Genomic DNA, 25,858 nt, shown 5'->3' on the forward strand with positions numbered 1-25,858 from the left:
CGGCCGCCCGCGGCTTGCGCCCGAGGAGCGCGGCCCGCCCGATCGGGCCCGCGGCCCGCGCCCTGCGCCTCCGGCATACGCCCCGGCCGCCCCGGCGCCCGTCCGCGGCCCGCGCCCCCGGCGAAGCGCGCGGCCCGCCCGCCCCGGCCCCCTACACCCGCCGCCGCACCACGTACGCGGTGCCGTGTTCCCCTTCCAGGGGCCGCTCGCCGACGTACTCCTGACCCTGTGTCCAGCACCAGGCGGGGATGTCCAGCGCCGCCACCTCGTCGTCCGACCGGACCGTCACGGTGGCGCCCACCGGCACCCGGCCGACCGCCTTCGCCAGCTCGATCACCGGCACCGGGCACCGCTCACCCAGCGCGTCCACCACCAGCGACCCGGGCTCCCCGCCCGCCGGCGCGGCGGCCGTCCCCGGCGCGCCGAGCGCCGCGCGCACCTCCCGCACCGCCTCCGGCAGCACGTCGAGGAACCGCTCCACCTCGTCCGCCGTGGTCCCGGACGGCAGCGACACCCGGACGTTCCCCTCGGACAGCACCCCCATCGCCTTGAGCACATGGCTCGGCGTCAGCGTGCTGGAGGTGCACGACGAGCCGGACGACACCGAGAACCCGGCCCGGTCGAGACCGTGCAGCAGCGACTCCCCGTCCACGTAGAGACAGGAGAACGTCACCAGATGCGGCAGCCGCCGCTCCGGATCGCCCACCACCTCCACATCCGGCACCAGCGCCGCCACCCGCTCCCGGATCCGCGCCACCAGCCCCCGCAACCGCCCGGCCTCCGCCGCCGCCTCGGCCCGCACCGCCCGCAGCGACGCGGCCGCCGCCACGATCGCCGGGACGTTCTCGAAACCGGGGGAGCGGCCCGACTCCCGCTCGTCCACCGGCCCCCGCGGCGCGAACCGCGTCCCCTTCCGTACGGCCAGCAGCCCCACCCCGGGCGGACCGCCCCACTTGTGCGCACTGCCCGCCAGCACCGACCACGGACCCGGCACCGGTCCCCACGGCAGCGACTGCGCCGCGTCCACCAGCAGCGGCACCCCGGCCGCCGCACACGCCTCGGCCACCTCGGCCACCGGCTGCTCCGTACCCACCTCGTGGTTGGCGGACTGCAACGCCGCGAGCGCGGTGTCCGGCGTCAGCGCCGCCGCGAACTCCGCCGCCGCGACCCGCCCGGCGCGGTCGCACCCCACCTCCGCCACCGTCCCGCCGGCCGCCTCGTGCACCTGCGCCGCGTGCAGGACGCAGGAGTGCTCCACGGCCGACCGCACCAGCCGCCGGCCGGTCCGCCGCCGCCCCGCCAGCACGCCGGACATGCCCGAATGCACCGCTTGCGTACCCGAAGGGGTGAAAACCAGCTCGTCGGCCCGGCACCCCAGCGCCTCCGCGGCGGCCTCCCGCGCGGCGTCCAGCAGCATCCGCGCCCGCCGCCCCTCCCGGTGCAGCCGGGCCGGATCGGCCCAGCCCTCGTCCAGCGAGGCGAGCAACGCCTCCCGGGCGACGGGGTGCAGCGGAGCGGAGGACGCGACGTCGAAGTAAGGCACGTACGAGACGGTAGCGGCCGCCCGCGGCGCCGCGGGCGCCACCGCCGCAGGCAGCCGCGCGGCCCGCCGGACGGTCCCGGGCGGGGCGTCAGATCCCGGGGGAAGGCGGGCATTCGGGGGCGGGAGAGAGGCCGCGGACCTGCCGGAACCACCCCTTCGGGGAGTGACGCGCCGCGTTGGGCACCCTCCCCGCGCACCCTCAAATAGCGTCCAGTAGGGTTTGGTCCGCATAAACATCCAAACCCCTGCCCGCGCCAGGGCCGGCGACCGACCAGCGAGACGGCCGCAGCCGGTCTCGCGGGCGAGACTCTCGGGAAGGCGCTACGTGAGTCCCAACGGCTCCGACCGCTCGTCGCGGCGCCCGATGCGGCGGAAGCTGCCGCAGGTGCTTGCTGCGGGCCTGGTCCTGGCGACCGCGACTGGTTGCACATCAAAGGACTTCCCCCGCCTCGGTATGCCGACGCCCGTCACGGACGAGGCGCCGCGGATCCTCTCTCTTTGGCAGGGCTCCTGGGCCGCCGCCCTCGCAACGGGCGTGCTGGTCTGGGGCCTGATCATTTGGAGCGTGATCTTCCACCGCCGCAGCCGGACCAAGGTGGAGGTCCCCGCACAGACCCGGTACAACATGCCGATCGAGGCGTTGTACACCATCGTTCCGTTCATCATCATCGCGGTGCTCTTCTACTTCACCGCGCGCGATGAGAGCGAACTCCTCAAGACGTCCAAGAAGCCGGCCCACGTGGTGAACGTGGTGGGCTTCCAGTGGAGCTGGGCGTTCAACTACGTCGAGGACGTGGACGGCAACAAGTCCACCGCCGCGAACAAGGACGAGCTGAAGCAGCTCAAGGCGATCCCCGACAAGTGGAAGAAGGGCTTCCCGGCCGGCGCCGACGGCGTCCACGACGCCGGTACCCCCGCCACCCGGGACCCCGACACCGGTAACCCGGGCCCGACGCTCTGGCTCCCCAAGGGCGAGCGGGTCCAGTTCATCCTGACCTCGCGTGACGTCAGCCACTCCTTCTGGGTGGTGCCCTTCCTGATGAAGATGGACGTCATCCCGGGACACACCAACGTCTTCGAGGTGACCCCCAACAAGGAGGGCACCTTCATGGGCAAGTGCGCCGAGCTCTGCGGCGTCGACCACTCCCGGATGCTCTTCAACGTCAAGGTCGTCTCCCCCGAGAAGTACCGGGAGCACCTGAAGGACCTGGCGAAGAAGGGCCAGACCGGCTACCTGCCGTCGGGCGAGGACCAGACGGCCCACGCCAGGAACGCGGAGACCAAGACCAAGTGAGCATCCTCAACGAACCCCAGGGTGCCGCCGCCGATTCGGCTCCGGCAGCACCGCCCGTACGGAAGAAGCAACCAGGCATCGCCGTGGTCAAGTGGCTCACCACCACCGACCACAAGACGATCGGCACGATGTACCTGGTCACTTCGTTCGCGTTCTTCTGCATCGGCGGCGTGATGGCGCTCCTCATGCGCGCCGAGCTGGCCCGTCCGGGCACGCAGATCATGTCGAACGAGCAGTTCAACCAGGCGTTCACGATGCACGGCACGATCATGCTGCTGATGTTCGCGACGCCGCTGTTCGCCGGATTCGCCAACTGGATCATGCCGTTGCAGATCGGCGCGCCCGACGTGGCGTTCCCGCGGCTGAACATGTTCGCGTACTGGCTGTACCTCTTCGGCTCGCTGATCGCGGTGGCCGGGTTCCTCACCCCGCAGGGTGCGGCCGACTTCGGCTGGTTCGCCTACTCCCCGCTGTCGGGCGTCGTCCGCTCGCCGGGCGTCGGCGCCGACATGTGGATCATGGGTCTGGCCTTCTCCGGCTTCGGCACGATCCTCGGTTCGGTCAACTTCATCACCACGATCATCTGCATGCGCGCCCCCGGCATGACGATGTTCCGCATGCCGATCTTCGTGTGGAACGTGCTGCTGACCGGTGTCCTGGTCCTGCTCGCCTTCCCGGTCCTGGCCGCCGCGCTGTTCGCCCTGGAGGCGGACCGTAAGTTCGGTGCCCATGTATTCGACGCGGCAAATGGCGGCGTACTGCTCTGGCAGCACCTCTTCTGGTTCTTCGGACACCCCGAGGTGTACATCATCGCGCTGCCGTTCTTCGGCATCATTTCCGAGGTCATTCCGGTCTTCTCCCGGAAGCCGATGTTCGGTTACATCGGTCTGATCGCCGCGACGATTTCCATCGCCGGTCTTTCGGTGACCGTCTGGGCGCACCACATGTATGTGACGGGCGGCGTACTTCTACCGTTCTTCTCGTTCATGACATTCCTCATCGCGGTCCCGACCGGTGTGAAGTTCTTCAACTGGATCGGCACGATGTGGAAGGGCTCACTGTCCTTCGAAACACCGATGCTCTGGGCGATCGGCTTCCTGATCACCTTCACCTTCGGTGGTCTGACCGGCGTCATCCTGGCGTCGCCCCCGATGGACTTCCACGTCTCCGACTCGTACTTCGTGGTGGCCCACTTCCACTACGTGATCTTCGGTACGGTCGTCTTCGCGATGTTCTCCGGATTCCACTTCTGGTGGCCGAAGTTCACCGGCAAGATGCTGGACGAGCGCCTCGGCAAGATCACGTTCTGGACGCTGTTCGTGGGCTTCCACGGCACGTTCCTCGTGCAGCACTGGCTGGGCGTCGAGGGCATGCCGCGTCGTTACGCGGACTACCTCGCGGCCGACGGCTTCACGACGCTGAACACCATCTCGACGATCGCGTCCTTCCTGCTCGGCCTGTCGATCCTGCCGTTCTTCTACAACGTCTGGAAGACCGCCAAGTACGGCAAGAAGGTCGAGGTCGACGACCCGTGGGGCTACGGCCGCTCCCTGGAGTGGGCGACCTCCTGCCCGCCGCCGCGGCACAACTTCCTCACGCTGCCGCGTATCCGGTCCGAATCCCCGGCGTTCGACCTGCACCACCCGGAGATCGCCGCGCTGGACGCCCTCCAGAACGGCCACGGTTCGGCGGATGACAAGGCTCTCGCCGGCGGCAAGGAGGCTGGCAAGTGAAGATCCAGGGCAAGATGTTCATCTGGCTCTCCGTCTTCGTCCTCGCCATGGCGGTCGTCTACGGCGTCTGGTCGAAGGAGCCGGCGGGCACCACCGCGCTGTTCCTCGCGTTCGGTCTGTGCATCATGATCGGCTACTACCTGGCCTTCACGGCCCGGCGGGTCGACGCGGGCGCGCAGGACAACGAGAACGCCGAGGTCGCGGACGACGCGGGTGAGCTGGGCTTCTTCAGCCCGCACAGTTGGCAGCCGCTCTCGCTGGCCGTCGGCGGTGCCCTCGCCTTCATGGGCGTCGTCTTCGGCTGGTGGCTGATCTACTTCTCGGCACCGGTCATCCTCGTCGGCCTGTTCGGCTGGGTCTTCGAGTACTACCGCGGCGAGAACCGCACGCAGTGACCACGGCACTCGTGCCGTAAGGGCGGGCCCGGACACCTCAACTGGTGTCCGGGCCCGCCCCGTTTGCAGTCCTCCAGCGCGCCGCTCCCGGGATTTCTCCATATTTTTGGTACATGAGTCCCAGACCCCGAACCCGGACGGTGCTGAGCTGCGGCCTCCTGCTCGTGCCCCTCGCGGTGTCCGCCACCGCGTGCGGGGGCTCGTCGTCGGAATCGCTCTCCGCAAACCCCTACGACGCGGCCGACCAGATCACGTCCAACACTCCGGACGGGACACGGAAGGCGGACCCCAACAAGCCGCTCGAAGTGTCCGTCACGGACGACGAGGCGCGCATCACGGACGTCACCGCCACCGACGCCTCCGGCCGCTCCATCCGCGGCGAGCTGACCGCCGACGGCAAGCACTGGCGCACCACCGTGCCGCTCGCCGCCGGCGTCCGCTACACGGTGCAGGTCAGCACCGAGAACGAGGACGGCGACCCCGGCCGCAAGACGCTCCACGTCGCCACCAGGGGCGGCGGCGACCGGCTCCAGGTCACCTTCGGCCCGGACAGCGGCGAGTACGGCGTCGGCCAGCCGGTCACCGCCAAGCTCAGCCGGGAGATCAAGGACCCGCAGGCCCGCGCGGTCGTCGAGAGCGCCCTGAAGGTCGACTCCACCCCCCGCGTCCAGGGCTCCTGGTACTGGGTCGACGGCAAGACCCTGCACTTCCGCCCCAAGGAGTACTGGCCCGCGCACGCCGCCATCGAGGTGCACAGCAACCTGGAGGGCCTGAAGATCTCCAAGGGCCTCTACGGCGGTCCCGCCAAGCCCGTGAAGCTCACCACCGGGGACAAGGTCGTCTCCATCACCGACGCGGCGTCCCACACCATGACGGTGCTGCGCAACGGGCGGCAGATCAACACGCTGCCGGTCACCACCGGCAAGCCCGGCTTCGACACCCGTAACGGCGTCAAGGTCGTCCTCGCCAAGGAGAGTTTCGTCCGGATGACGAGCGGCAGCATCGGCATCCCGGACGGCAGCTCGGACTCCTACGACCTGCCCGTCTACTGGGCGACCCGGGTCACCACCAGCGGCGAGTACGTGCACGCCGCGCCCTGGTCCGTCGGATCGCAGGGCGCGGCCAACGTCAGCCACGGCTGCACGGGCATGTCCACCGGCGACGCCGAGTGGTTCTTCAACACCGTGCGCGTCGGCGACATCGTCAAGGTCGTCAACAGCGGCGGCGAGGACATGGCGCCCTTCGGCAACGGCTTCGGCGACTGGAACATGCCCTGGCAGGAATGGCGCGAGGGCAGCGCCCTCAGGAACGGCGGCGCCACCACCACAGGGGCCGCCGAGCGGCAGCGGGAGCCCGCGGATGCGGCCCGGCTGCGCCCCGAGGTCTGAGGGCGCCTCAGACGGCCGCTCAGCTACGTGTGAGAACCCGTCCGCGCAGCAGCGACGCCAGCGCGTCGGCGAACGCCACCGGGTCCACCGGATGCGTCACCGCCGCGTCCGCGCGGCTCCAGGTGGCCAGCCAGGCGTCCTGCGGGCGCCCGATGAGCAGCAGCACCGGCGGGCAGTGGTAGATCTCGTCCTTGATCTGCCGGCACACGCCCATCCCGCCCGCCGGCGCGGTCTCGCCGTCCAGCACGCACGCGGCGATACCGCCCTGCTCCAGCGCCTCCAGGACGGCCGGCAGGGTCGCGCACTCCAGGATCTCCACCGGCGGGACATCGGATGCGGGCTGCCGCCCGGCGGCCAGCCTCACCTGCTCGCGGGTGGTGGCGTTGTCGCTGTAGACCAGCACCGTGGCAGTCGCCTGCATCGTTCCTCCACGCTTCGAAGCGGTACGGACCGGGGCGGCGCCTGTGCGGCGGACGCCCCCGCCGTAGGGGGCGCTCGGATGCTACTCCCGCAGGGGCCGCCGACAGGAGGGTCCGTACGCCACCAAGATCTGTCCGACGGTCCGTCAGGACTGGTCACGGTACGGCACCGAGGCCCCGCGGCGGGCTCCGCTTCCCTCCTTCGGGGGAAGCCGGAAGAGGCCCGTGGGAGCAGGGCATACGGCCTTGACACACCGAACGGCACCCCCCGGAGTGAGGGCGGGATAAGCGACCGACATAATGTCGGTCGTGGCGACAGCAACGACAGTAGAAACCGGGCACGCGCACCCGTCGGTCAATCGACCGAATCTCACCAGCGTCGGAACCATCATCTGGCTGAGTTCCGAGCTGATGTTCTTCGCGGCCCTCTTCGCGATGTACTTCACCCTTCGATCGGTGACCGGTGCCGAGTATTGGAAGGAAACCTCCGATGCGCTGAACCTTCCGTTCTCCGCGACGAACACGACGATCCTGGTACTCAGCTCGCTGACCTGCCAGCTCGGTGTTTTCGCGGCGGAGCGCGGCGACGTCAAGAAGCTCCGTACGTGGTTCGTGATCACGTTCATCATGGGCGCGATCTTCATCGGCGGTCAGGTCTACGAGTACACCGAACTGGTCAAGCACGAGGGCCTCTCGCTCTCGTCCGGCCCCTACGGTTCGGTGTTCTACCTGACCACCGGCTTCCACGGTCTGCACGTGACAGGCGGTCTGATCGCCTTCCTGCTGGTCCTGGGCAGGACGTACGCGGCCAAGAGGTTCACCCACGAACAGGCCACCGCGGCCATCGTCGTGTCCTACTACTGGCACTTCGTCGATGTCGTCTGGATCGGCCTCTTCGCCACGATCTACCTGATCCGGTAACCGGTCCCGACCGGGAACCGCAGTTCAGACAGACATAGCCAAAGCATCGACGCAGAAGATCCTGACACCGGGGTAATCCGTGAAAAAGCTCTCCGCACGACGGCGCCATCCGCTGGCGGCGCTCGTCGTCCTACTCTTCGCGCTGGCGGTCACTGGGGGGCTGTACGCCGCGTTCGCGCCGGCGGACAAGGCTCAGGCCGATGACACCGCCCAGTCTCTTGCCATCAAGGAGGGCAAGAAGCTCTACGCCGTCGGCTGCGCAAGCTGCCACGGCACCGGCGGTCAGGGCTCGTCCGACGGCCCGAGCCTGGTCGGTGTCGGCGCCGCAGCCGTCGACTTCCAGGTGGGCACCGGCCGTATGCCGGCCCAGCAGCCCGGTGCCCAGGTGCCGCGGAAGAAGCCCATCTACAACCAGGCGCAGACCGACCAGCTGGCGGCGTACGTCGCGTCGCTGGGCGCCGGTCCCTCCGTGCCGGGCAAGGATCAGTACAGCCCGGACGGCGCCGACGTCGGCAAGGGTGGCGAGCTGTTCCGCACCAACTGCGCGCAGTGCCACAACTTCACCGGCAAGGGCGGCGCCCTGACCAACGGCAAGTTCGCGCCGACGCTCGAGGGCGTGGACCCCAAGCACATCTACGAGGCCATGCAGACCGGCCCGCAGAACATGCCCTCCTTCGGCGACGGCACGCTGTCCTCGGAGAACAAGAAGGACATCGTCGCGTACCTCGGCGCCGTCAACGGCGATGACACCGCGAGCCCCGGTGGCCTGGACCTCGGTGGTCTCGGTCCGGTCAGTGAGGGTCTCTTCGGCTACATCTTCGGCCTGGGCGCGCTGGTCGCGGTCGCCATCTGGGTCGCTGCCCGGACTACGAAGGCCAAGAAGTCATGAGTGAGACTGGACGACACGCAGACGTGCCAGAAGAATCCCTTCCGAGTGAGCGCACCGCTCACGACAGTGCGCCGGCGAAGGCGGACAACCCCTTCGCGGACCCGGGTCTGCCCGCGCACGAGCACCGCATCCAGGACATCGACGAGAAGGCCGCCCGGCGCTCCGAGCGCGTCGTGGCCTACTTCTTCCTCCTGTCGATGCTCGCGACCGTCGCGTTCATCGCGTCGTACGTGATCTTCCCGATCGACAAGATCGTCTACATCTGGCCGATCGGGCACATCAGCGCGCTGAACTTCTCCCTGGGTCTGACCCTGGGCGTCGCGCTCTTCGCCATCGGCGCCGGTGCGGTCCACTGGGCCCGCACGCTGATGTCGGACGAGGAGGTCGCCGACGACCGGCACCCGATCGAGGCGGAGCCCGAGGTCAAGGCCAAGGTGCTCGCCGACTTCGCGCAGGGCGCGAAGGAGTCCGGCTTCGGTCGCCGCAAGCTGATCCGCAACACGATGTTCGGCGCGCTGGCCCTGGTGCCGCTCTCCGGCGTCGTCCTGCTGCGCGACCTCGGGCCGCTGCCCGAGAAGAAGCTGCGCACGACGGGCTGGAAGAAGGGCATCCGCCTGGTCAACCAGTCCACCAACCTCCCGCTGCGTCCCGAGGACATCGCGGTTGGCTCCCTGACGTTCGCCAAGCCCGAGGGCCTGGAGGAGGACGACGAGGAGTTCAACAACAAGATCGCCAAGGACGCCCTGATGCTCGTGCGGATCCAGCCGCAGAACATCAAGGACAAGCAGGAACTTGAGTGGTCGCACGAGGGCATCGTGGCGTACTCGAAGATCTGCACCCACGTCGGTTGCCCGATCAGCCTGTACGAGCAGCAGACCCACCACGTGCTCTGCCCGTGCCACCAGTCCACCTTCGACCTGTCCGACGGCGGTCGCGTGATCTTCGGCCCCGCGGGCCACGCGCTTCCGCAGCTGCACATCACGGTGAAGGACGGCTACCTCGAAGCCGTCAGCGACTTCGCGGAGCCCGTCGGCCCGAGCTTCTGGGAGCGCGGATGAGTAACGAGACGAGCGCGACCACCGCGCGTCGCGGCCAGGCGCCGCGGGGCGAGCGGATCGCCGACTGGGCGGACGGCCGGCTGGGCATCTACAGCCTCGCCAAGGCCAACATGCGCAAGATCTTCCCGGACCACTGGTCCTTCATGCTGGGTGAGATCTGCCTCTACAGCTTCATCATCATCATCCTGACCGGCGTCTACCTGACGCTGTTCTTCCACCCGAGCATGGCCGAGGTCACCTACCACGGCTCCTACGTGCCGATGCACGGGATCCGGATGACCCAGGCGTTCGAGTCGACCCTGGACATCAGCTTCGATGTCCGCGGTGGTCTGCTGATCCGGCAGATCCACCACTGGGCGGCCCTGATCTTCCTGGCCGGCATGATGGTCCACATGATGCGGGTGTTCTTCACCGGCGCCTTCCGCAAGCCGCGCGAGGTCAACTGGCTGTTCGGCTTCCTGCTGCTGGTGCTGGGCATGTTCACCGGCTTCACCGGCTACTCCCTCCCCGACGACCTGCTCTCCGGCACCGGCGTGCGGTTCATCGAGGGTGTCATCCTGGCGATGCCGCTGATCGGCTCGTACCTGCAGATGTTCATCTTCGGCGGGGAGTTCCCGGGGCACGACATCATCCCGCGGTTCTTCACGGTGCACGTGCTGCTGCTGCCGGGCATCATGCTCGGCCTGCTGGTGGCCCACCTGATCCTGGTCTTCTACCACAAGCACACGCAGTTCCCGGGTGCCGGCAAGACCAACAAGAACGTCGTCGGCATGCCGCTGCTGCCGGTCTACATGGCCAAGGCCGGAGGCTTTTTCTTCCTGGTCTTCGGTGTCATCTCGGTGATCGCGGCCGTCGCGAGCATCAACCCGGTGTGGGCCATCGGCCCGTACCGCCCGGACCAGGTGTCCACCGGCGCCCAGCCCGACTGGTACATGGGCTTCGCCGAGGGTCTGGTCCGTGTCATGCCGGGCTGGGAGTGGAACTTCTGGGGTCACACCATCAACTTCGGTGTGCTCATCCCGATCCTGATCTTCCCGCTGGTGCTGGTGGCCATCGCGGTCTACCCGTTCATCGAGTCCTGGGTGCGGGGTGACAAGCGCGAGCACCACATCCTGGACCGTCCGCGCAACGCCCCGACCCGTACCGGTTTCGGTGTGGCCTGGCTGGTCGCGTACTTCGTGATGCTGATCGGTGGCGGTAACGACCTGTGGGCGACCCACTTCCACCTGTCGATCAACTCGATCACCTGGTTCGTGCGGATCGCGTTCTTCGTCGGCCCGGTGCTGGCGTTCATCGCGACCAAGCGGATCTGCCTGGGTCTGCAGCGCCGCGACAAGGACAAGGTGCTGCACGGCCGCGAGTCGGGCATCATCAAGCGGCTGCCGCACGGTGAGTTCATCGAGGTCCACGAGCCGCTCAGCCAGGAGCAGCTGCACGTTCTCACCCAGCACGAGCAGCCCGCGCCGTTGGAGCTGGAGCCCGAGGTCGACGAGAACGGCGTCGAGCGCAAGGCCACGCGGTCGCAGAAGCTGCGTGCCAAGCTCTCGAAGGCGTACTACGGCGAGGACAACGTCATCCCGAAGCCGACCGTCGAGGAGTACAAGGAGATCAGCAGCGGCCACGGCCACCACTGATCACCGAGCCGCCGTGAGGACACGGCGGTAGTGAGACGCCACCCAGAGGGCCCCGTCCGGACACCGGACGGGGCCCTCCGGCCGTTCCGCGGCTCGATAGGGTTCCCCCATACGCAGGCACGAACCAGGAGTGTGGACCATGAACGTTGCGACCCCGGCAGGCGGCGACAGCGTGGCGGCCCGCACCTGGCCGGATGTGCTGAACGCCCTCCTCGGCGGCCGGGACCTCACCGCCGACGACACCGCCTGGGCGATGGACCGGATCATGCGGGGCGAGGCCACCGACGCGCAGATCGCCGGGTTCGCGGTGGCGCTGCGGGCCAAGGGCGAGACCGTCGCGGAGATCTCCGGACTGGTCCGCGCGATGTACGCGCACGCCCGGCTGATCGACGTACCGGGCCCCGGCGTGGACATCGTCGGCACGGGTGGCGACGGCGCCAAGACCGTCAACATCTCCACGATGTCCTCGATCGTGGTGGCCGGTACGGGTGCGAAGGTCGTCAAGCACGGCAACCGCGCCGCGTCGTCGGCGAGCGGCTCCTCCGACGTCCTGGAGCAGCTCGGCGTCCGGCTGAACCTCTCGCCGCGGCGGGTCGTGGAGGTCGCCGAGGAGGCGGGTATCACGTTCTGCTTCGCGGTCACCTTCCACCCGGCGCTGCGGCACGTCGCCGCCGCCCGCGGCCAACTGGGCATCCGCACCACCTTCAACGTGCTGGGCCCGCTCACCAACCCCGCGCGGGTCCAGGCGCAGGCGACCGGTGTCGCGGACGCGCGGATGGCGCCGATCCTCGCCGGGGTGCTCGCCGAGCGCGGCTCGTCCGCGCTGGTCTTCCGCGGGGACGACGGACTGGACGAGCTGACGACGACCGCGACGTCCCGGGTGTGGATCGTGCGGGACGGCGCGGTGCGCGAGGAGACGTTCGACCCGCGGGACGTCGGCATCCCGCTGGTGCCGGTCGAGGCGCTGCGCGGCGCCGACGCCGCGTACAACGCCGGGGTGGCGCGGCGGCTGCTGGACGGGGAGAAGGGGCCGGTGCGGGACGCGGTGCTGCTGAACTCCGCGGCGGCGCTCGCCGCGCTGGAGCCGGCCGCGGCGCCGCTGGCCGAGCGGATCCGGGCCGGTATGGAGCGGGCCGCGGAGTCGATCGACTCCGGGGCGGCCAAGCGGGCGCTGGAGCGCTGGGCGGCGGCCAGCAACGCCTGAGCGCCGCACGGCCGCTACGGGACTCGCCCTGATTCCCGTAACGGCCGGCAACGCCTCAGTGCCGCACGGCCGTTGCGGGGAATTCCGGGCGAGCCCGGTCCGATGTGATCTCAGTAATCGGACCGGGCTTGCGCCGTTCCGTGCATATGGCATGATGCTGCGCAGGTCACGAGTGACAGCGACACAGGCCCCGGCCCGCTGTCCGGCAACCCTCCTTCCGTGGCGGGGTGCCCCGGGTGATGACCAGGCCGCAGGCAGCGAGGTCTGCGGCAAGCGCGGATCCCTCGCCAGGGATCCTGGTCCTCAGAGGGAGAACTTCCGTGAACCAGCGAATGCGATAGGGCTGTAAAAGCCCCCTCTCCAGCTTTTCGCTTCTCAGTAATTCCAGCGCTCCGCCGCTGCTTTTCCTGCCCGGATTCCGCCGCGCCCTTCCGCGATATCCGTATGCCCGCGCGCGGTGAATTCGCCTTTCTCTCACGGGAGTTCGCCATGTCTGTCTCCACCGTTGCCACCGACCGCCCCGTTTGTTCCCCGCTGGACGTTCTGGGGCGAGATGTCCTGGTGCCGCTGGTCACCGGCGGGGAGGTCGGCTACGCCGCCCTCGACTACGCCGCGAGCGCCCCCGCGCTCCAGCGGGTCTGGGACGACGTGGCCGCCTACGCCCCGTACTACGGCAGCGTGCACCGCGGCGCCGGCTACCTCTCGCAGCTCTCCACCGACCTCTTCGAGAACGCCCGCGCCACCGTCGCCGGCTTCCTGGGCTGCCGCGACGACGACCAGGTGATCTTCACCCGCTCCACCACCGACTCCCTCAACCTGCTGGCCGCCGCGCTGCCGCCGGCCACCCGGGTCTTCGTCTTCGAGACCGAGCACCACGCCTCGCTGCTGCCGTGGGAGCGGCGCGACGGCGTCGAGGTCACCTACCTCGACGCGCCCCGCACCCCGCGCCAGGCCGTCGACATCCTGGAGAAGGCCCTCGCCGCCCGCGAGCCCTACGGCCCGGCGCTGGTCTGCGTGACCGGCGCGTCCAACGTCACCGGCGAGCTCTGGCCGGTCAAGGAACTGGCCGCCGCGGCGCACGCCCACGGTGCGCGGATCGTGCTGGACGCCGCACAACTGGCGCCGCACCACCCCGTCGACCTCGCCGAACTCGACGTGGACTGGGCCGCGTTCTCCGGCCACAAGCTGTACGCGCCGTTCGGCTCCGGTGTGCTGGCCGGCCGCGCCGACTGGCTTCAGGAGGCCGACCCGTACCTGGCCGGCGGCGGCGCCAGCCGGACCGTCGCGCGGCGCCCCGACGGCGGCGTCGATGTCGCCTGGCACACCAGCGCCGCCCGCCACGAGGCCGGTTCGCCCAACGTCATCGGCGCCTACGCCATCGCCTCCGCCTGCCAGGCCCTCACCGAGGCCGGCTTCGACACCCTCGTCGCCCGCGAGCAGGAACTGATCGCCCGCGTCCGCACCGGCCTCGCGGAGGTCCCCGCCGTCCGGATCCTCTCGCTCTTCGGCGACGACGCCCCCCGCGTCGGCGTGCTCTCCTTCGTCGTCGATGGCTGGAACAGCTCGCACTTCGCGGCGGCGCTCTCCGCCGAGTACGGCATCGGCGTCCGCGACGGCCTGTTCTGCGCCCACCCCCTGGTCCGCACGCTGCTGGGCGGCGCCCCCGACGAGCCCGGCGAGTGCGGCGCCCCCGACGCGGCCCCCGGCGAGCGCTCCCTCAACGCGATCCGCGTCAGCTTCGGCGCGGGCACGCCCGACGAGCACGTCGACCGTTTCGTCCGCGCGGTCAAGGAACTCGTCGCGGACGGCGCGCGGTGGAGCTACCGCACGGAGGAGGGCCGGTGCGTGCCGTACGCGGCCTAGGCCGCGGGTTTTTCCGACGGGGGTGAGCTGGTCGGGCCCGGCCGCTTGCGCGGGGCCCGGCCGCTTGCGCGGGGCTTTTTCCGACCGGGGTGACCTGGTCGGGCCTGGTCTTTCCGCTTGCGCGGGGCCTGGCCGCTTGCGCGGGGCCGGTTCGTGAGGGTGGCTTTCCGGCGGGGGCGTTCGGGCCTCTTCCGCTTGTGCGGTGCGGATTCGCTGTGCGGGGCGGGCCGTTGTGGTGGGTGCGGTTCGTGGGCCGCTTTCTCTCCGTTGCGCCTGCGGCGGGCGGGGTCGCTGCGCGAGGCTTTTCGGCTGCGGGGCCGGACCTCCGGACTTCGTCCTGCGGTCCGGCCCCTTCCGTGGGTGGGTGGGGAAAGACGGTGGCTGGGGTTGTCGGGGAGGTGCCTCCAGGAGGGGCGCGCCTCAACAACCACGTCCGGTGGGGGCGAGATCGGTGGCCCGCTGTCGCCCCGTCCAGTTGAGTCGGTCCGTCTGCCCGCGTCGGTCCGTCTGCCGCGTCGGTCCATCTATCCGGTTCGCTCCACCTGCCTGATGGGCCCTGCCCGCCCCAGTCGGCCTGCCCACCTGAGTCGCCCTACCTGAGCCTGCCCACCTGAGTCGCCCTACCTGAGCCTGCCCACCTGAGTCGCCCTACCTGAGCCTGCCCACCTGAGTCGCCCTACCTGAGCCTGCCCACCTGAGTCGCCCTACCTGAGCCTGCCCACCTGAGTCGCCCTACCTGAGCCTGCCCACCTGAGTCGCCCTACCTGAGCCGGCCCGCCTGAGCCGCCCTACCTGAGCCGCTACACCTGGTTGGCGAATGGTTGGCGAAGAACAAGAACGGCGGCACACGCCCCAACAGCCCGAACGCCGGAAAGCCGACGACAGCGGTACGCCCCGACGGACCGCATGGTGGGAGGGCCGACCGACGGTCGTACTCCAAGGACCTGGGCAGCGGGAGGGCCGACGACGGTCGTACTCCAGGACCTGGACAGCGGGAGGGCCGACGACGGCGGCGTACTCCAACGTCCCGGACTGAGGGAAAGCCGACGATGGCGGCGTACCCCAACGCCCCGAACGGCCGGAAAGCCGACAACGGCGGCGTACCCCAACGCCCCGAACGGCCGGAAAGCCGACAACGGCGGCGTACCCCAACGCCCTGAACGGCGGGAAAAGCCGACAATGGCGGCGTACCCAGTGGACCGAACGACGAGGTGAGGTCGACGACGGCGGCGTACCCCCACCGGCCCCTCACCACCCACCCACGGGAGGGGGCCCTCCGGAGGACGAAGTCCGCAGGAGGGCCCCCGCTCCCGACAACCCACGCCCGCCGCAGGCGCAACGGCGCTCAGCCACTACGGCGGGAAAGGTGGCAGAAGACAGAGCCCGCCGCAGGCGCAACGGCGCTCAGCCACTACGGCGGGAAAGGTGGCAGAAGACAGAGCCCGCCGCAGGCGCAACGGCGCGCAACCACCACGGCGGGAAGGGTGAAAGAGAACGGGCCCCGCCGCAGGCGCAACAACGCCCAACCACCACGGCGGGCAAGCCGAAAGACCGCAGGCACCGGCCCCGGCCCGCAACGCCCGCCGCAGGCGATCGGTCCGCCGCAGGCGATCGGTCCGCCGCAGGCGAGGACGGCGCAAGGCCCGCCGCCCAGGCGTCAGGTGTCGAGGCCGATCGCGAACGCCGCCTCAAGATCATGCTGCGAGTACGTGCGGAACGCGATGTGCGTCTCGGTGGAGGCCACGCCGGGCACCTTGCTGATGCGGCCGGGGATGACGTCGGCGAGGTCGTCGTGGGCGGCGACGCGCACCATCGCGATGAGGTCGTGGGCGCCGGTGACGGAGTAGACCTCGCTGACGCCTTCCAGGGCGGCGATCTGTTCGGCGATCTCCGGGATCTGGTCCACGCTGGTCTTGATGAGCACGATCGACGTGATCACGGCTGGCTCTCTCCCTCGGTCGCAGGCGTGTTCTCCCTGGTGACCCCCACAGTAGCGGGCCGGTGGCGGGCCCACGCGTAGAGGAAGCCCAGGGCGAAGCCGACGACGTGGGCGAGGTAGGCGACGCCGGGTCCGGCGGGGTCGCGCCGGGCGGCGAGCCATTGGAGGGCGAACCAGAACAGCAGCACCACCCAGGCGGGGAAGCGCAGCGGCAGGAAGAAGAGGAAGGGGAAGAGGCTGGTGACGCGGGCGCGCGGAAAGAGGTAGAGGAACGCGCCCAGGACGCCGGAGATGGAGCCGGAGGCGCCGACCAGCGTCTGGCCGGAGGCGGCGTGCGCGGCGGCGAAGCCGACGAGCGCCAGGTAGCCGGTGACGAGGTAGAAGACGGTGTACGCGGTGCGGCCCATGCGGGCTTCGGTCATCTGGCCGAAGACGTGGAGGAAGAGGGCGTTGCCGAGCAGGTGCAGCCAGCTCCCGTGGACGAAGAGCGCGGTGAGCGGGGTGAGCCAGGCGGCCGGGTGCCCGGCCCACAGGTCGCGGGGGATGACGCCCCAGCGCGCGAAGTACGCGGTCTGTGCCGAAAGGGCCGCGTCGCCGGTGCCGTACAGCGGGTTGAGGCCGGAGGCGGGGCCGAGGACGAAGAGGGCGCAGCAGAGGGCGATGAGGACGGTGGTCACGGAGTACGTACGGCGGGCGTCCGGCGGGGTGTGCGGCCGCCGTGGCCGGGGGGAATCGGGCGGTGGGGGAGGCAGGGGCGGCGCCGTCATGAAGGGGATCATGCCGCAATGGGGGCAATCGGGGCGGACTGCCTCGCCGCGTCCCGTCTCCTGGGCGGTGCCCGCGCGGCCGTGCCGTCAGGCCGTAGGGTTACGGTCGGTACTTTGCGTACTTCCCGCAGTTCGACGGCGCACCGCGTGAGGCCGCACCATCCGCACCGCACGAGTAGGAAGAAGGACGATCACGATGGCTGTTCCTCTGCCGACGGACCGGACCCGGTGGCGCTGCACCCTGTGCGGCAACCTCACCCGTTTCGACGTGACCCGTACGTCCAAGGTGGTGGAGTACACCCACCTCGACCTGGCCGGTGAGCCGAAGGTCGAGGAGCGCGAGGTGCTCAGCGACGCCATCGAGTCCGTGCGCTGCCGTTGGTGCAACGCGGTCGACCAGATCGAGCTGGTCGACCGGCCGGGCGCGGACGCCTGAGGATCGGGGCGAGTAGAGCGTGGTGGAGCGTCCAGCAGGGGAGTCGGGGGCGAACGGGACGGCGTCCGGCGGTGCGGGCGAGGAGGCCCTCGACCGCCCGCTGCCCGAGGGCGTCCGGCGCCGTGTCGTGGCGCTCACCGCGGACGCGTTCGGCACGCTGACGGTCGCCGAACTCCCGCCACCGCTGCGGCAGTACGCCCGCTTCACCCCGTCGCGGCGCGCCAAGTTCGCGGGCAACGCCATGGCCGCCGCGCTGGCGGGCGACGCCGTCTTCCGCCAGCGCATCGCCGGGCAGGTCCGCGAGGCGCAGCCGGAGATCGCCGGGGCGCTGGAGCACGGCACCCCGCCCGCGGCCGCCGATCCGCTGGACGTCGCGGCGGTGGCGTACGTGCTGCGCCCCGACGGCTGGTCGAAGCTGGTCGAGGCGGCGGGCGAGGAGGCGCAGCGGGCCCGCGCCGAGCGGGCGGGCGAGGAGGCGGAGCGCGAACTGGCCCGGCTGCGTGAGGAGCTGGCGGCGGTCCGCGCGGACGCCCGCGCCGACGCCGACCGGGTACGCGCCGAGCTGGACGCCGCCCGTAAGGAGACCGACGCGCTCCAGCGGAAGCTGCGCAGCGCCCTCAGCGACGTCAAGCGCGGTGCGGCGGCGGTCCGTAAGGCGGAGGCGGCGCTGGAGTCGGAGCGGTCCCGGGCGGCGACCGAGAAGGCGGCGGCCGACAGTGAGCTGCGCCGGCTCAAGGCGCGGATCGGGGAGAGCGAGGCGGCGCTGGAGACCAGCCGCCGCGCCGCCCGGGAGGGCCGCAGCGTCGAGGACATGCGGGTGCGGCTGCTGCTGGACACCGTCCTGGACGCGGCCCAGGGGCTGCGCCGGGAGCTGGCGTTGCCGCCCGCCGGGGTGCGGCCCGCCGACACCGTCGAGGCGGTGGAGCCCGGCCGGATGACGCCGAAGGACATCGCGGCCCGTGCGCTGTCGGAGACCGATCCGGCCCTGCTCGATCAGTTGCTGGCGCTGCCGCAGGCCCATCTGGTGGTGGACGGCTACAACGTCACCAAGACCGGTTATCCGACGATGCCGCTGGACAAGCAGCGGCTGCGGCTGCTGGGCGGCCTCGCGGTGCTCGCCGCGCAGACCGGCGCGGAGATGACGTGTGTCTTCGACGGTGCGGAGCTGGCGGCGCCGGTGCTGCTGGCGCCGCCGCGCGGGGTGCGGGTGCTGTTCAGCAAGCCGGGTGTGACGGCCGACGAGTTGATCCGGCAGTTGGTGCGCGCGGAGCCGCCGGGCCGTCCGGTGGTGGTGGTCTCCACCGACCGTGAGGTGGCGGACGGGGTGGCGAAGGCCGGGGCGCGTCCGGTGGCATCGGCCCTGTTGCTCAAGCGACTTGCGCGGGTCTGACGGACGGCGTGCCCGGGGGTGACGGGTCGACGATTTGTCCGTTCCTTGCTCTCTGACCGTCAAGTGCCCACTACAGCCCGTGTGATGTTGGTAAAACCTGGCCTCGTCGGGGTGTTTTTTACCCTGGGGGATTTGAAGCGATCACAACTCGGTTACTAAGGTCGGGCCTCGAACCTTCATGCAGTTGATCATCCACCCGGGATGAACAGTGAAGGAACCGCCGAGTCCGCGGCGTACGCGCGGAGCCGGGGCCACCACCCCCCACTTCCCGGTAGGCGGCTGAAGGAAGAAGGAGATCGCCCCCGTGGCGTCCCACCGTCGACCCAAGCAGCCGAGCCGTACTCGTGTGACCGTGCTCACCGCGACCGCCGCGGCGGCCGTCGCCCTCTCCTCCCAGGCCGCGCAGGCCGCCCCGTCGAAGAAGGACGTCAAGTCCGAGGTCGACAAGCTCTACGAGCAGGCGGAGCAGGCGACCGAGAAGTACAACGGCGCCAAGGAGCAGCAGCAGAAGCTCCAGAAGGAGGTCGCCGACCTCCAGGACAAGGTGGCCCGCGGTCAGGGCGAGCTGAACGAGCTGCGCAAGGGCCTGGGTGCCGTCGCCTCCGGCCAGTACCGCAGCGGCAGCATCGACCCCTCCGTCCAGCTCTTCCTCTCGGGTGACCCGGACACCTACCTGGAGAAGGCCGCCACCCTCGACCAGTTGAGCGGTAAGCAGGCCGATCAGCTCAAGGTCATCGCGGACAAGCAGCGCCGCCTCGCGCAGGAGCGCGCCGAGGCCGCCAGCAAGATCCAGGACCTCTCCGAGACCCGTAAGGCGCTCGGGGAGAAGAAGGACGAGATCCAGGGCAAGCTCGCCAAGGCGCAGGAGCTGCTCAACACCCTCACCGCCAAGGAGAAGGCGGCGCTGGAGGCGAAGGAGAACCGCGCCAACCGCTCCAACGACCGCGTGGACCTCGGTCACGACGTCCCCGCCTCGCAGCGCGGTGCGGCCGCCCTCGCCGCGGCCCAGACGAAGATCGGTTCGCCCTACGTGTGGGGCGCCACCGGCCCGTCCTCCTTCGACTGCTCGGGCCTGACCTCCTGGGCGTACCAGCAGGCCGGCCAGTCGCTGCCGCGCACCTCGCAGGCGCAGGCCAGTGCCGGTACCCGTATCGGCATGAGCGAGCTGAAGCCGGGCGACCTGGTGCTCTTCTACGGCGACCTGCACCACATCGGTCTCTACGCGGGCAACAACACCGTGCTGCACGCGCCGAAGCCCGGCGCCGCGGTCCGCTACGAGTCGATCAACAACATGCCGTTCCAGTACGGCGTCCGCGTCTGACGCTCCGGGCCACCCGCCCGGCCGTCCGCGCCGCACACCTCCCGCCCCGTCGGTGACCTCCCCGGTCGCCGGCGGGGCGGTGCCGTTGCCGCCGCCCGGCCGGACCCCAGCGGTTTCGCCGCCGTACGCCGCCGCTTACGATCGGCCGCATGGCAGGTCAGGGTGTACGGCGACCGCCCCGGGCCACGGCCGCGGGGTGCGCCGTGCTGCTGACCGCGGTGCTCGCCGCCGCGACCGGCTGTGCGCGGCAGCCGCCGCCGAGGGACCGGTTCCCCGAGGTGCAGCGGATGCTCGACGCCCGTGCGCGGGCGGTGCGGCAGCACGACGAGACGGCGTTCCTCGCCTCCGTCGCCCCGGGCAGCTCCGGCTACCGCGACCGGCAGCGGCGTGCCTTCCGCGCGATGGCGGAGCTGCCGCTGACCGGCTGGCGCTACGACCTCGTCGCGACGGACGCCTTCCCGCTGGCGTCCGGTGGCGGGGAGGCGATGGCCGCCAAGGTCGAACTCCGCTACCGGCTCAAGGGGTTCGACGCCGAGCCGGTGACCTCCGTGCAGTATCTGACGCTGACCCGTACGGACGGCCGCTGGCGGATCGCGTCGGACAGTGACGCCGCCGCGTCCGGTCATACCGGTACCCGCCAGTTGTGGGATCAGGGGCCGGTGGCGGCGGTGCGGGGGCGGCACGCGCTGGTGCTGGGGGCCGCCGGGGACCGCGGCCGGCTGACGGATCTGGCGCGGCGCGCGGACGCGGCGGTGCCCGCCGTCAGCGCCGCCTGGAAGGGCCGCTGGAGCGGGCAGGTGGTGATCGAGGCGCCCGGTTCGGTCGCCGGGATGGCCCAACTGCTGGGCAGCGGCGACCCGTCCGCGTACGCCGGTATCGCGGCGGTGACGACCGGTGAGGCGGGTGCGCAGGCGAAGGCGCCGGCGGACCGGGTGATCGTCAACCCGGAGGCGTACGCGGACCTCAACGACCTGGGCCGGGCGGTGGTGCTGACCCACGAGATCACCCATGTGGCGACCCGTACGGCCACCACCGGCGACACCCCGCTGTGGCTCTCGGAGGGGTTCGCCGACTGGGTGGCGTACCGGGGGCGGCGGCATGCGGCGGCCGCGGCGGCGCCGGAGCTGTCGCGGGCGGTCGCCGCCGGTCATCCGCCGCGCGGGCTCCCCGCCGACGCGGACTTCGGCTTCACCGGCGGCGCCGACCGGCTGGCGAAGGCGTACGAGTCCGGCTGGCTGGCCTGCCGCATGATCGCGGACACCTGGGGCGAGGCGAAACTGCGGGCGTTCTACCGGGCGGCGGGCGGCGTGACGGCGGGGGAGGGGCACGGGGGGCCGGGGGCGCCGTCGGCTTCGCCGTCGGCGTCGGTGCCGTCCCTGAAGCCGTCGCCCGGGGGTGGTGCGCCATCCGGTACGCCGTCCGGTGGGGCCGGGGACGGCTCGTCGTCCGACGCGTGGTCCGGTGGTGACACATCCGGCGGGCCGTCCGGTGGTGCGCCGTCCGGGACCGCTCCCGGGGAGCCCTCCGGGGCGGGCGAGGCCGGGAAGCGGGCGGGCGCCGGGCACCCGGGGGCGCCCGTGCCCGGGGCGGCGGACGACCGGCGTCCGGCAGCCCGTGACGCCCGCCTCGATGCCGTACTCCGTTCCCAACTCGGCCTGGATCTGGGCCAGTTCACGAAGAAGTGGCGGGCCTACCTCAAGGGGGCGCTGAAGGGCCACTGACGGGAAGGCCGGGCCCGGGTGCGCTGCCGGATCCTTCCGTCGCGCGTTGCGCCTCCCGGGCGGGGCGCCCACGGGGGCGCCGCTCTTGTCGAAGGCCCGGACCCGGCCCCGCGCCCCGGCCCCGTGCCCCGGCCCCGTGCCCCGGGCCTGCCGTCCGGCGGTGCGGCCCGGCTCTCAGCCGTAGGGCATGGCCCCTGACGTCCGCAGCGGGGCCTGGCCATGCCCGGGCGGACGGCAGGGGCCTCCGTCCCTTGGAGCGTGACGTCCGCGACCGGCCCGGCACAGGCCCGGCGGCACGGCCCCGTGCCCCGGGCCTGCCGCCCGGCGGTGCGGCCTCGCGCCCCGGACCTGGCATCCGGCGGCGCCGCCCCGCGCCCCGGACCTGGCATCCGGCGGTACGGCCCCGGCCTTCCGGGCGTGTGCCGGGTGCGGGGCCCGTCCCGGCGGGCGGCCGCGCCCCGGTTCCGCCCGGTCACAGGCTCCGCCGACGGCGTCACGCCCCGACCCGCCCCCGGTCCCGCTCCGCCTCGACCCGGTACTGTCGGCCAGGGGCGAGGCCGGTGGGTCGCGCCCGCCGAGCCGAGACGACGCCGAGAGAGCAGCGTGCACAAGACCCTCATCGTCACCAACGACTTCCCGCCACGTCCCGGCGGCATCCAGGCGTTCCTGCACAACATGGCGCAGCGGCTGGACCCGACCCAGGTCGTCGTCTACGCCTCCACCTGGAAGCGCGGCGCCGAGGGGCGGGAGGCCACCGCCGCCTTCGACGCCGAGCAGGAGTTCCCGGTCGTCCGCGACCGTACGACGATGCTGCTGCCCACCCCGGCCGTCACCCGCCGCGCCACCGCGCTGCTGCGCGAGTACGGCTGTACGTCGGTGTGGTTCGGGGCCGCGGCGCCGCTCGGGCTGATGGCGCCCGCGCTGCGCGCCGCCGGGGCGCGCCGGATCGTCGCCACCACCCACGGCCACGAGGCCGGCTGGGCGCAGCTCCCCGCCGCCCGGCAACTGCTGCGCCGCATCGGCGAGGGCACCGACACCCTCACCTACCTCGGCGAATACACCCGCCGCCGGATCGCCGCCGCGCTCACCCCCGAGGCCGCCGCCCGGATGGTCCAACTCCCGCCCGGCGTGGACGAGAAGACCTTCCACCCCGGCTCCGGCGGCGACGAGATCCGCGCCCGCCTCGGCCTCACCGACCGGCCCGTCGTCGTCTGCGTCTCCCGGCTCGTCCCGCGCAAGGGGCAGGACACCCTCATCGAGGCGATGCCCGCGATCACCGCCGCGGTGCCGGACGCCGTCCTGCTGATCGTCGGCGGCGGTCCGTACGAGAAGGAGCTGCGGGCGCTGGCGGCGCGTACCGGCGTGGCCGGATCGGTGCGGTTCACCGGCGCGGTGCCGTGGGCGGAGCTGCCGGCCCACTACGGCGCGGGCGATGTCTTCGCGATGCCGTGCCGCACCCGCCGCGGCGGTCTCGACGTCGAGGGCCTGGGCATCGTCTACCTGGAGGCGTCCGCCACCGGACTGCCCGTCGTGGCCGGTGACTCCGGCGGCGCGCCGGACGCGGTGCTGGACGGCGAGACCGGCTGGGTGGTGCCCGGCGGCTCCCCGCGGGCCACCGCCGAACGCGTCGTCGCGCTGCTGGAGGACCCGGAGCTGCGCCGCCGGATGGGCGAGCGGGGCCGTGCCTGGGTCGAGGAGAAGTGGCGCTGGGACCTGCTCGCCGAAAAGCTGAAGGAACTGCTCTGAGGCGCTGAGCCGTACGGCTTCACGGACGCGTTCCGGTCCCGGAACGCGTCCGTGAAGCCGTGAGCCGGGGAATGCCCCGAGGCCGGCTGCGGCCCCTCGCCGAGCGGAACGCGACCGTCCCCGTGGCGGGCCGTCCGGTCACGGCGCCGGGCCGCCCCTGGTACGGCGCCGGGCCGCCCCCGGCCGCGGCGCCCGGCGACCAGGCGCAGCGGCCCCGTACGCCCGGCCGGTCCCCGGGCACAGCGACGGGGCGCGTCCCAGCGGTCCGCGCCCCGTACGCCCGTCGTGCGGGACCCGTCAGCCCCGGTAGAGCGCCTCGATCTCCTCGGCGAAGTCCTTCGCCACCACGTTGCGCTTGAGCTTCAGGGACGGCGTGACGTGGCCGGAGTCCTCGGTGAGCTGGGTGGGCAGGATGCGGAACTTGCGGACCGACTCGGCCTTCGAGACCGCGGCGTTGCCGTCGTCCACGGCGCGCTGCACGGCGGCCAGCAGCTCCGGATCGCCGGCGAGCGAGACCGCCGTGGAGTCCGCGGGGCGGCCGTGCTCGGCGGCCCAGCGCGGCAGGAACTCCTCGTCGAGGGTGATCAGCGCGCCGATGAACGGGCGGCCGTCGCCGACGACCATGCACTCCGCGATCAGCGCGTGCGCCCGGATACGGTCCTCGATCACGGCGGGGGCGACGTTCTTGCCGCCCGCCGTCACCAGGATCTCCTTCTTCCGGCCGGTGATGGTGAGGTAGCCCTCCTCGTCGAGGGTGCCGAGGTCGCCGGTGTGGAACCAGCCGTCGGAGAGCGCCTCGGCGGTGGCCGCCTCGTTGTTCCAGTACTCCGTGAACAGATGCTCGCCGTGGAGCAGCACCTCACCGTCGTCGGCGATCCGCAGCACCGAGCCGGGCAGCGGCTGGCCGACGGTGCCGATCTTCTGCCGGTCCCACGGGTTGAACGCGGTCGCCGCACAGGACTCCGTCAGGCCGTACCCCTCCAGGGCGGAGAAGCCGATGCCGCGGTAGAAGTGGCCGAGGCGTTCGCCGAGCGGGGCGCCGCCGGAGATGGCGTGCGTGGCGCGCCCGCCGAGGACGGCGCGGAGCTTGCCGTAGACCAGCTTGTCGAAGAGCTTGTGGCGCAGCCGCAGGCCGAGCCCCGGGCCCGCGGCGGTGTCCATCGCCCGGCTGTACGCGATGGCGGTGTCCGCCGCGCGGTCGAAGATCTTGCCCTTGCCGTCGGCCTGCGCCTGGGCGCGCGCCCCGTTGTAGACCTTCTCGAAGACCCGCGGTACGCCCAGGATCAGCGTCGGCCGGAACGAGGCGAGGTCGTCGGTGAGGTGCTTGATGTCCGGCGCGTGCCCCAGCTTGATCGGCGCCATCACGCACGCGATCTGCACCAGCCGGCCCAGGACGTGCGCGACCGGCAGGAAGAGCAGGACGGACGACTCACCGGTCGAGAACAGCGGCCGCAGCCGTTCGACGACGTTGCCGACCTCGGCGAAGAAGCTGCGGTGGGTGAGCACACAGCCCTTGGGGCGGCCGGTGGTGCCGGAGGTGTAGACGATCGTGGCGGGCGAGTCGGCGTCCGCGAGGGCGGAGCGCTCGTCCACCTCCTCGTCGGTCAGGGCGGCGCCCGCGGCCGACAGCCGGGCGACGGCGTCCCGCTCGATCTGCCAGATGTTCGCGAGCGCGGGCAGCCGGTCGCGTACGGAGGTGACGGCCGCCTCGTGCGCGGGCGTCTCCACCAGGCAGGCCACCGCGCCGGAGTCACCGAGGATCCACTGGATCTGCTCGGCGGAGCTGGTGTCGTACACCGGCACGGTGATCGCCCCGGCGCTCCAGATGGCGAAGTCCAGCAGCGTCCACTCGTAGCGGGTGCGCGACATCAGGCCGATCCGGTCGCCGGGCTGGATGCCGGAGGCCATCAGCCCTTTGGCGACGGCGCGGACCTCGGCCAGGAACGCGGTGGCCGTGACGTCCTGCCACACGCCGTCGACCTTCCGGCCCACGACCGCCACATCCGGATGCTGCGCGGCGTTGCGGCGGATGAGATCCGTCAGATTGCCGTCTGCTGGGACCTCGTACAGGGCCGGAAGGCTGAACTCGCGCAAGACTGCTGCTCCTCATTGGCGCCGGTGCCACGACGCTGTGTGCTGCACCGGTTCGGTCCATGACTGGCAGGGGACTGGACTGCCCGGACGTTACCCACCGGTA

At 71.4% G+C, this 25,858-nt stretch carries 20 protein-coding genes and 1 riboswitch; of the genes, 15 read left to right on the forward strand and 5 right to left on the reverse strand.

What is annotated here, in order from left to right; genetic code table 11:
* Nucleotides 1-151 precede the first annotated feature (151 nt).
* Nucleotides 152-1,543 carry a cysteine desulfurase/sulfurtransferase TusA family protein gene (locus ACGH2B_RS21360; RefSeq protein WP_399092144.1) on the reverse strand — a complete coding sequence of 464 codons (1,392 nt, stop codon included), beginning with the start codon at nt 1,541-1,543 and terminating at the stop codon, nt 152-154.
* A gap of 325 nt (nt 1,544-1,868) precedes the next feature.
* Between ACGH2B_RS21360 and coxB the strand changes: the two genes are divergently transcribed.
* From coxB to ACGH2B_RS21380, 4 genes are all read left to right on the forward strand, one after another.
* Nucleotides 1,869-2,837: a cytochrome c oxidase subunit II gene (gene coxB / locus ACGH2B_RS21365; protein WP_399092147.1), complete on the forward strand. Its 969-nt coding sequence runs from the start codon at nt 1,869-1,871 to the stop codon at nt 2,835-2,837.
* Entirely contained in the window at nt 2,834-4,570 is a 1,737-nt protein-coding gene (ctaD, locus tag ACGH2B_RS21370; RefSeq protein ID WP_399092150.1) for a cytochrome c oxidase subunit I, read from the forward strand. Before coxB ends, ctaD begins: the two co-directional genes overlap by 4 nt.
* On the forward strand, nt 4,567-4,965 hold the full coding sequence (locus ACGH2B_RS21375) for a cytochrome c oxidase subunit 4 (protein WP_399092153.1): 399 nt from the start codon (nt 4,567-4,569) through the stop codon (nt 4,963-4,965). Before ctaD ends, ACGH2B_RS21375 begins: the two co-directional genes overlap by 4 nt.
* A 113-nt stretch (nt 4,966-5,078) precedes the next feature.
* Nucleotides 5,079-6,353: an Ig-like domain-containing protein gene (locus ACGH2B_RS21380; RefSeq protein WP_399092156.1), complete on the forward strand. Its 1,275-nt coding sequence runs from the start codon at nt 5,079-5,081 to the stop codon at nt 6,351-6,353.
* A gap of 19 nt (nt 6,354-6,372) precedes the next feature.
* Here ACGH2B_RS21380 and ACGH2B_RS21385 read toward each other — a convergent pair whose 3' ends face one another.
* Nucleotides 6,373-6,774, reverse strand: coding sequence for a hypothetical protein (locus ACGH2B_RS21385; RefSeq protein ID WP_399092159.1), 402 nt, complete (start codon nt 6,772-6,774; stop codon nt 6,373-6,375).
* Between the two features lie 298 nt (nt 6,775-7,072).
* On the opposite strand from ACGH2B_RS21385, the gene ACGH2B_RS21390 reads away from it, so the two are divergent.
* The 6 genes from ACGH2B_RS21390 to ACGH2B_RS21415 all read left to right on the forward strand — a co-directional run bounded on the left by ACGH2B_RS21390 (nt 7,073) and on the right by ACGH2B_RS21415 (nt 14,341).
* Nucleotides 7,073-7,693: a heme-copper oxidase subunit III gene (locus tag ACGH2B_RS21390; RefSeq protein ID WP_399092162.1), complete on the forward strand. Its 621-nt coding sequence runs from the start codon at nt 7,073-7,075 to the stop codon at nt 7,691-7,693.
* Between the two features lie 79 nt (nt 7,694-7,772).
* Nucleotides 7,773-8,582: a c-type cytochrome gene (locus tag ACGH2B_RS21395; protein WP_399092165.1), complete on the forward strand. Its 810-nt coding sequence runs from the start codon at nt 7,773-7,775 to the stop codon at nt 8,580-8,582.
* Nucleotides 8,579-9,640, forward strand: coding sequence for a Rieske 2Fe-2S domain-containing protein (locus tag ACGH2B_RS21400; RefSeq protein ID WP_399092168.1), 1,062 nt, complete (start codon nt 8,579-8,581; stop codon nt 9,638-9,640). Before ACGH2B_RS21395 ends, ACGH2B_RS21400 begins: the two co-directional genes overlap by 4 nt.
* Nucleotides 9,637-11,274 (forward strand): cytochrome bc complex cytochrome b subunit, encoded by a 1,638-nt coding sequence (locus ACGH2B_RS21405; protein ID WP_399092171.1) that lies wholly within the window; start codon nt 9,637-9,639, stop codon nt 11,272-11,274. Before ACGH2B_RS21400 ends, ACGH2B_RS21405 begins: the two co-directional genes overlap by 4 nt.
* Before the next feature lie 139 nt (nt 11,275-11,413).
* Nucleotides 11,414-12,478 carry an anthranilate phosphoribosyltransferase gene (trpD, locus tag ACGH2B_RS21410; protein WP_399092174.1) on the forward strand — a complete coding sequence of 355 codons (1,065 nt, stop codon included), beginning with the start codon at nt 11,414-11,416 and terminating at the stop codon, nt 12,476-12,478.
* Between the two features lie 164 nt (nt 12,479-12,642).
* Nucleotides 12,643-12,760, forward strand: a riboswitch (SAM riboswitch).
* 207 nt (nt 12,761-12,967) lie between these two features.
* On the forward strand, nt 12,968-14,341 hold the full coding sequence (locus ACGH2B_RS21415) for an aminotransferase class V-fold PLP-dependent enzyme (RefSeq protein ID WP_399092177.1): 1,374 nt from the start codon (nt 12,968-12,970) through the stop codon (nt 14,339-14,341).
* A 1,657-nt stretch (nt 14,342-15,998) separates the two neighbouring features.
* Here ACGH2B_RS21415 and ACGH2B_RS21420 read toward each other — a convergent pair.
* Nucleotides 15,999-16,280 carry an Lrp/AsnC family transcriptional regulator gene (locus ACGH2B_RS21420; protein ID WP_143944179.1) on the reverse strand — a complete coding sequence of 94 codons (282 nt, stop codon included), beginning with the start codon at nt 16,278-16,280 and terminating at the stop codon, nt 15,999-16,001.
* Nucleotides 16,277-17,047, reverse strand: coding sequence for a rhomboid family intramembrane serine protease (locus ACGH2B_RS21425; protein WP_399092182.1), 771 nt, complete (start codon nt 17,045-17,047; stop codon nt 16,277-16,279). Before ACGH2B_RS21425 ends, ACGH2B_RS21420 begins: the two co-directional genes overlap by 4 nt.
* A gap of 196 nt (nt 17,048-17,243) precedes the next feature.
* Between ACGH2B_RS21425 and ACGH2B_RS21430 the strand changes: the two genes are divergently transcribed.
* The 5 genes from ACGH2B_RS21430 to ACGH2B_RS21450 all read left to right on the forward strand — a co-directional run bounded on the left by ACGH2B_RS21430 (nt 17,244) and on the right by ACGH2B_RS21450 (nt 23,661).
* Entirely contained in the window at nt 17,244-17,483 is a 240-nt protein-coding gene (locus ACGH2B_RS21430; protein WP_399092185.1) for a hypothetical protein, read from the forward strand.
* A gap of 19 nt (nt 17,484-17,502) precedes the next feature.
* Complete coding sequence (locus ACGH2B_RS21435) at nt 17,503-18,873, forward strand: NYN domain-containing protein (RefSeq protein WP_399092188.1); 1,371 nt, start codon at nt 17,503-17,505, stop codon at nt 18,871-18,873.
* A 304-nt stretch (nt 18,874-19,177) separates the two neighbouring features.
* The gene (locus tag ACGH2B_RS21440; protein WP_399092191.1) at nt 19,178-20,194 is read left to right on the forward strand and encodes an NlpC/P60 family protein; all 1,017 of its coding nucleotides are present in this window, start codon (nt 19,178-19,180) and stop codon (nt 20,192-20,194) included.
* 149 nt (nt 20,195-20,343) lie between these two features.
* Complete coding sequence (locus ACGH2B_RS21445) at nt 20,344-21,915, forward strand: hypothetical protein (RefSeq protein ID WP_399092194.1); 1,572 nt, start codon at nt 20,344-20,346, stop codon at nt 21,913-21,915.
* A gap of 603 nt (nt 21,916-22,518) precedes the next feature.
* A complete protein-coding gene (locus ACGH2B_RS21450; protein WP_399092197.1) occupies nt 22,519-23,661 on the forward strand; it encodes a glycosyltransferase family 4 protein in 1,143 nt (380 codons plus the stop codon).
* 297 nt (nt 23,662-23,958) lie between these two features.
* Here ACGH2B_RS21450 and ACGH2B_RS21455 read toward each other — a convergent pair whose 3' ends face one another.
* Nucleotides 23,959-25,755 carry an AMP-dependent synthetase/ligase gene (locus tag ACGH2B_RS21455; protein WP_399092200.1) on the reverse strand — a complete coding sequence of 599 codons (1,797 nt, stop codon included), beginning with the start codon at nt 25,753-25,755 and terminating at the stop codon, nt 23,959-23,961.
* Nucleotides 25,756-25,858: the final 103 nt, after the last annotated feature.

The organism is Streptomyces sp. BBFR2 (genome assembly GCF_044497305.1).
Taxonomy (GTDB): Bacteria; Actinomycetota; Actinomycetes; order Streptomycetales; family Streptomycetaceae; genus Streptomyces.

What these genes read in the sequence shown, in the direction of transcription:
- ACGH2B_RS21380 (WP_399092156.1), top strand. Translation starts at nt 5,079, where the DNA reads ATGAGTCCCAGACCCCGAACCCGGACGGTGCTGAGCTGCGGCCTCCTG.
- ACGH2B_RS21385 (WP_399092159.1), bottom strand. Translation starts at nt 6,774, where the DNA reads ATGCAGGCGACTGCCACGGTGCTGGTCTACAGCGACAACGCCACCACC.
- ACGH2B_RS21390 (WP_399092162.1), top strand. Translation starts at nt 7,073, where the DNA reads ATGTCGGTCGTGGCGACAGCAACGACAGTAGAAACCGGGCACGCGCAC.
- ACGH2B_RS21400 (WP_399092168.1), top strand. Translation starts at nt 8,579, where the DNA reads ATGAGTGAGACTGGACGACACGCAGACGTGCCAGAAGAATCCCTTCCG.
- ACGH2B_RS21405 (WP_399092171.1), top strand. Translation starts at nt 9,637, where the DNA reads ATGAGTAACGAGACGAGCGCGACCACCGCGCGTCGCGGCCAGGCGCCG.
- trpD (WP_399092174.1), top strand. Translation starts at nt 11,414, where the DNA reads ATGAACGTTGCGACCCCGGCAGGCGGCGACAGCGTGGCGGCCCGCACC.
- ACGH2B_RS21415 (WP_399092177.1), top strand. Translation starts at nt 12,968, where the DNA reads ATGTCTGTCTCCACCGTTGCCACCGACCGCCCCGTTTGTTCCCCGCTG.
- ACGH2B_RS21425 (WP_399092182.1), bottom strand. Translation starts at nt 17,047, where the DNA reads ATGACGGCGCCGCCCCTGCCTCCCCCACCGCCCGATTCCCCCCGGCCA.
- ACGH2B_RS21430 (WP_399092185.1), top strand. Translation starts at nt 17,244, where the DNA reads ATGGCTGTTCCTCTGCCGACGGACCGGACCCGGTGGCGCTGCACCCTG.
- ACGH2B_RS21445 (WP_399092194.1), top strand. Translation starts at nt 20,344, where the DNA reads ATGGCAGGTCAGGGTGTACGGCGACCGCCCCGGGCCACGGCCGCGGGG.